Origin of the sequence: Acinetobacter sp. ATCC 27244, from assembly GCF_000156555.1 — a bacterium.
GTDB classification, from domain to species: Bacteria; Pseudomonadota; Gammaproteobacteria; order Pseudomonadales; family Moraxellaceae; genus Acinetobacter; species Acinetobacter haemolyticus.
This window is the reverse complement of sequence record NZ_GG665949.1, coordinates 296,374-302,600: the sequence shown is the minus strand read 5'-3', so window position 1 is coordinate 302,600 and position 6,227 is coordinate 296,374. Positions and strand designations below refer to the sequence as shown.

General features: G+C 39.9%; 3 protein-coding genes. All 3 read left to right on the top strand.

The features are described from left to right. Positions 1-2,388, top strand: a 2,388-nt coding sequence (locus HMPREF0023_RS01330) for an EAL domain-containing protein (protein ID WP_035375875.1), incomplete at its 5' end; no start/stop codon positions are given. A 218-nt stretch (positions 2,389-2,606) separates the two neighbouring features. Continuing rightward, on the top strand, positions 2,607-4,877 hold the full coding sequence (locus HMPREF0023_RS01325; protein WP_005082025.1) for an NADP-dependent malic enzyme: 2,271 nt from the start codon (positions 2,607-2,609) through the stop codon (positions 4,875-4,877). A gap of 93 nt (positions 4,878-4,970) precedes the next feature. Next, complete coding sequence (locus tag HMPREF0023_RS01320) at positions 4,971-6,200, top strand: multifunctional CCA addition/repair protein (RefSeq protein ID WP_005082023.1); 1,230 nt, start codon at positions 4,971-4,973, stop codon at positions 6,198-6,200. Positions 6,201-6,227 lie beyond the last annotated feature (27 nt).

Below are 6,227 nucleotides of genomic sequence, written 5' to 3'. Positions count from 1 at the left end.
TTTCTTCCAAGCGTTCTGCCCTTGATTATTTCACATTTGTTATCTCGGGATCATCAACACACCTTGTTTTACCTCGCATATTACTTCACCTTTTTTGCAACTTTATTATGCGCACATGCCACTTTCAAGATTCATAAGCATCTATCTCAAGTGCTTGAGAAAAATAAGCAATTAGTCGATGTTGCAGAGCAGCACAATCAATGGACTGAGGAGCTGTGTCAACAGTTACAACATGAAGTAAATAAATCCAAGGACATCGAAGCTCAACTACAATTCAATAACCATTTGTTAGAACAAAAAGTACGTGATCGTACTTATGATCTCACTCAAATGAATGAAAGTTTAGAAGAACATCGTCAAAACTTAGCTTTTGCACATGAGACAGCCGGTATCCGCCCTTGGGAATGGAACTTAGAAAACCAAACTGTTGGTGTCACCAATACCCATAGCCAAGCAGTCAAAAGAGATTCTGAAAATCACTACACGCTACTGCATAAGATTGTTCATCCTGATGATATCGAACGCGTAAAAAATGCCTTATACCATCATATATGTGGTGAAACCTTACGCTATGAAGAAACTTACCGTATTAAACGTCCAAATGGTGAATGGTCTTGGATTCACGATGTAGGACAAGTGATCCAACGTCATCCTGAAGATCAAACACCTTTACGAATGGTTGGCATTCATCGAGATATTAACCAAGAGCGTAAAGACCAAGAACGACTTAAACTTTCTGCAAGCGTATTTGAACAAGCTTCTGAAGGAATTTTCATACTCGATGAAAATTTTAATTACATTGAGGTGAACCCTAAATATGAACAAATTACCGAACTTGATAAACAAGTCATTTTAGGCAAGCAACTTTTTGAAATTACAAAGCAAAATAAGCTGCACCACCAAAACTTCCAACTTTCGATTTTAGACACTTTAGCTCATGAACACGAATATGAGGGAGAGTTCCAAGAAACCTATCATTCAGAAAAATCATGTTTCTTGTGGATGCATATTAATGCAGTTAAAGATGAACAAGATCGAGTAATCAATTATATCGGTATCGTTTCTGATCAAACTGAACGAAAGCATCAGGAACAAAGATTATCTTATCTTACCAACTACGACACACTAACGGACTTGCCAAATCGGTTCTATTATCAGCAGCAACTGCATCAATATCTAGTGAATGAAGCAGCCATACAACATCTCGCTGTCATTCGTTTGAACATAGATCGCTTTCGGACACTCAATGAACTGGTCAGTAATCAAGCTGGCAATGAATTGCTTAAACAAGTCGCGCAGCGATTACGTATTAGCAATATCGATGCATTATTGGTTGCGCATTTAAGTGCTGATGATTTTGCGATTATTTATGAAATGTCCCCTTTACACCCACCTATTCATCAATTGTGTAACAATATTGTCGAGAACTTCAGCCAACCATTTTATATTGCTGACCAAGAGTACTTTGTGAGTGTTTCCATCGGTGTAGCGATGTTTCCTGAGCATGGTCGTCAAGTCGATAATTTAAATACTCATGCAGAACAGGCATTGAATGAGGCTAAGCGTTTAGGCGGCAACACTATTCGTTACTATTCAAATGAAAGAGCTAACTTAGCGGCACAGTATTCTGATTTAGAACTTGATCTAAGAAAAGCAATCCAAAACAATGAGCTTGTCGTTTACTATCAACCCAAAATGACTACACACGATAATCTGGTGAATGGTTTCGAAGCACTTATACGCTGGGAGCACCCAAGTAAAGGGCTGATCATGCCTGATATCTTTATTCCATTGGCAGAAAGCACCAGCTTAATTTCTGATATCGGACAATTTGTATTACATCAGGCAGCAAAACAATTACAGAGATGGATTGAGCTGGGTTATCCCCAAGTCCATATTGCAGTCAACATCGTTGTACAACAAGTTCTCCGTGGGCAATTATTACATGATGTGGATACGATTTTATCGCAATATAAAATCTCTGGTCATAATCTAGAATTAGAAATCACAGAGTCTGCATTCTTAGAGAATACTGAAACGGTGAAAACGGTATTAGAAGCATTAAAAGATCGCCATATCTCAATCGCATTAGATGATTTTGGAACTGGATATTCATCCCTCGCCTATTTAACTGAATATCCTATTGATACATTAAAAATTGACCGAGCTTTTATTTCTAAGATTGGTAACTCTAAACAAGATGCGATCGTAAATGCCATGATCGCCATGGGCAAAACCATTGGCTTAAAAGTTGTAGCGGAAGGTGTGGAAACTGAAGCGCAAAGAGACTACTTGCAAAAACAAAATTGTGACATCTTGCAGGGTTATCTATTTGCCAAGCCATTGACCGCTTTAGACGCAACCAAATTTCTACAGCAGCATAGCTAACTGTCAACCGCAAGATCTTACATTTACAGCGATAATTTACGACTTTAACCCTTCATTTTTAGTTGAAAATAATTTGTCAATAAGTCGTATCATTCAGTGAAAATAAGCTATTTTGACTGGGCGAAAGCATGAACTAGTGCTATATTCTTGTGCACTTATCTTAATATAATAATCAGTCATATATATGCATGATTATTATCGGAACAATCGAGACTCAGATGGACGATCAATCTTTAAAACAAGCCGCTTTGTATTACCATGAATTTCCTACTCCTGGAAAAATCAGTGTGACACCTAGCAAGCAGCTCGTTAACCAACGAGATTTAGCGCTTGCATATTCCCCTGGTGTTGCAGCTCCATGTTTAGAAATCGAACGTGACCCTTCTGCCGCTGCGAAATATACAGCGCGTGGTAACTTGGTTGCCGTCGTGAGTAATGGTACAGCAGTTCTTGGTTTAGGGAACATTGGTCCTTTAGCATCCAAGCCTGTTATGGAAGGTAAAGGCGTACTTTTCAAAAAATTTGCAGGCGTTGATGTCTTTGATATTGAAATCGCGGAAAATGATCCAGATAAAATCGTTGATATCGTTGCTGCATTAGAACCAACTTTTGGTGGTATTAACCTTGAAGATATTAAGGCACCAGAATGTTTCTATATCGAGAAAAAACTACGCGAACGCATGAAAATTCCTGTGTTCCATGATGATCAACATGGCACAAGTATTATCGTAGGTTCAGCATTACTCAACGCGCTCCAAATCGTAAATAAGAAAATCGATGAAATCAAAATCGTCGCTTCAGGTGCAGGTGCTGCTGCACTGTCATGCCTAGATTTGTTGTGTGCTCTAGGTGTAAACAAAGAAAATATCATTGTTGCTGACTCTCGCGGCCTCCTTACCACTTCACGTGATGGATTGGATGATTCGAAAAAGCGCTATGTTCAAGACATTAAAGCAACGCAATTAAATGAAGTAATTGCTGGCGCAGACATGTTCTTAGGTCTTTCTGCGGCAGGCATTTTAACCAAAGAAATGGTTAAAGAAATGGCTGAGAATCCGATCATTTTTGCGCTTGCGAACCCTGATCCTGAGATTCTACCTGAACATGCACATGAAGTACGTCCAGATGTCATTATGGCAACAGGTCGTTCAGATTATCCAAACCAAGTAAATAATGCACTTTGCTTCCCATATATTTTCCGTGGCGCGTTAGATGTGGGTGCAACCACCATTAACGAAGAAATGAAAATTGCCTGTGTACATGCTATCGCGCGTATGGCACATGTAGAAGCAGATGCGGCTACCTATGGTGAAAAGTCAGCCTCATTTGGTCGTGATTACTTAATCCCACGCCCGCTTGATCAACGTTTAATTTTAGAAATTGCACCAGCAGTTGCAAAAGCGGCAATGGATTCTGGTGTTGCTACTCGCCCGATCGAAGATTTCTCCGCATACCGTCAACGACTTTCTGAGTTTGTTTATAACTCAGCATTCTTGATGAAACCAATTTTTGCTCAAGCAAAAACTGATCCTAAACGTATTGCATATGCTGAAGGCGAAGATGAACGTGTATTACGTGCAGTTCAAATCGCAGTAGATGAAGGCTTGGCAAAACCAATTTTAGTTGGTCGTACAACTGTAATCGAGGCAAATATCAAAAAATTAGGCTTACGCTTACAGCATGGCTTAAATATTGAAATCGTTGATCAAGAACAAAATCCGTTGTACGAAGAGTTTTGGAAAGATTACTACCAAACGATGCAACGTAAAGGTGTAACGGTTGAATATGCGCAACGTGAAACTCGTCGTCGCTCAACATTGATTGCAGCGTTACTTGTGAAATTTGGTAAAGCAGACGGTATGCTTTGTGGTACTTATAGTAGCTATGATATCCATTTAGATTTTGTCCGTAATGTGATTGGTCTAAAAGAAGGTCGCAGTACATTCTTTACCCTGAATGCATTGATGCTTGAAGATCGCAATCTTTTCATCGCAGATACTTACGTCAATACCAATCCAACAGCCGCTCAATTGGCAGAGATGACCATTTTGGCTGCAGAAGAAGTGCGCCGCTTTGGTATTACACCACGTGTAGCTCTACTCTCTCACTCAAGTTTTGGTAGTGATCAACAAGACGCAAGCGCCCAGAAAATGCGTGAAGTCTATCGTTTACTTACAGAACAAGCGCCTGATTTAGAGGTTGAAGGTGAGATGCACGGTGATGCAGCACTTGACGAAAATATCCGTCATTTTGCATTTCCAAATTCGCGCTACAAAGGCTCAGCAAACTTGTTAATTATGCCGAATCTAGATGCAGCAAACATTTCATTTAATTTGTTAAAAGCAACTTCTGGCAATAATGTAACTATTGGGCCAATTTTGTTAGGTGCTGCTAAACCAGTTCATATTTTGACACCAACGGCAACAACACGTCGTTTGATCAATATGACAGCGTTAACTGTTGCAGAGATCCAACAAAGTCAAAACTAAAGTTTAGAACGAGCTTGCCTAGAAAAGCTCCTCATGAGACTTGAGAAAACCTCTGTTCTGTAGCATGATTGTGTGAAGAATAGAGGTTTTTTCATGCAAGTTTATTTAGTAGGCGGTGCTGTTCGAGATCAGTTACTTGGGCATCCCTATCACGAAAAAGATTATGTTGTGGTCGGTGCAACACCCGATCAATTGCTCGCTGAGGGTTATCAGCCCGTTGGCAAAGACTTCCCTGTATTTCTACATCCTAAAACAAAAGAAGAATATGCGCTTGCCCGTACAGAAAGAAAATCAGGCGTTGGTTATCATGGCTTTCAATTTTTCACAGATGCAGATGTGAGCTTAGAAGAGGATCTCATCCGAAGAGATCTAACCATTAATGCCATGGCAATGGATGCCAACGGTCAAGTCTATGACCCATATGGTGGTCAAAAAGACTTAGAGCAAAAAATCCTTCGCCATGTCTCTCATGCATTTACCGAAGATCCATTGCGTGTACTACGTGTTGCCCGATTTGCTGCACGGTATGAATCTTACGGATTCAAAATTGCAGATGAAACATTACACTTGATGCGGGAAATTGCTGAGTCTGGTGAGTTAAATGAATTAACACCTGAGCGTGTGTGGAAAGAAACAGCACGAGCATTGATGGAAGATCATGCTGATGTATATTTCAAAATTCTTAGAGAATGTCATGCTCTAAAAATTTTATTTCCAGAAGTTGATGCACTTTTTGGCGTTCCGCAACGACCTGAATACCACCCAGAAATCGATTGTGGTATCCATACATTAATGGCGCTTCAGCAAGCCTGTAAAGCAGACTATGCCTTAGATGTAAGATTTGCGGTCTTAGTACATGACTTAGGTAAAGCACTCACACCTATCGAGGAACTCCCAAGACATGTGATGCATGAAGAACGCGGTATACAACCTGTCACAGTATTATGCGATCGCTTAAAAGTTCCCACACACCTCAAAAATCTAGCTTTGACAGTATGTAAAGAACATTTAAAGTGCCATCAAGTACAAATCTTAAAGCCAGGCACGCTTTGGCGTTTTCTACAACGTTTAGATGTATTACGTCGCCCTGAAAAAGTTAGAGCATTTGTGCAAGCGTGTGAATGTGATGCCAGAGGGCGTTTAGGTATGGAAGACCGACCATATCCTCAAGCACAATTTATACTCAATGCCATGGATATAGTGAGAAATATCCGTGCTCAAGACCTACCAGAACACGTTAAAGGTCCTGAAATCGGTGAAATGTTAATTCAATATAGAATTGAAGCTTTAGCAGATTTCAAAGCACAACTTGAGAAACAATAAACTTAAGCTATAAAAAAACCCAGTCAT

Coding starts and splice junctions, on each gene's coding strand:
- HMPREF0023_RS01325 (WP_005082025.1), top strand. CDS start 2,607: ATGGACGATCAATCTTTAAAACAAGCCGCTTTGTATTACCATGAATTT.
- HMPREF0023_RS01320 (WP_005082023.1), top strand. CDS start 4,971: ATGCAAGTTTATTTAGTAGGCGGTGCTGTTCGAGATCAGTTACTTGGG.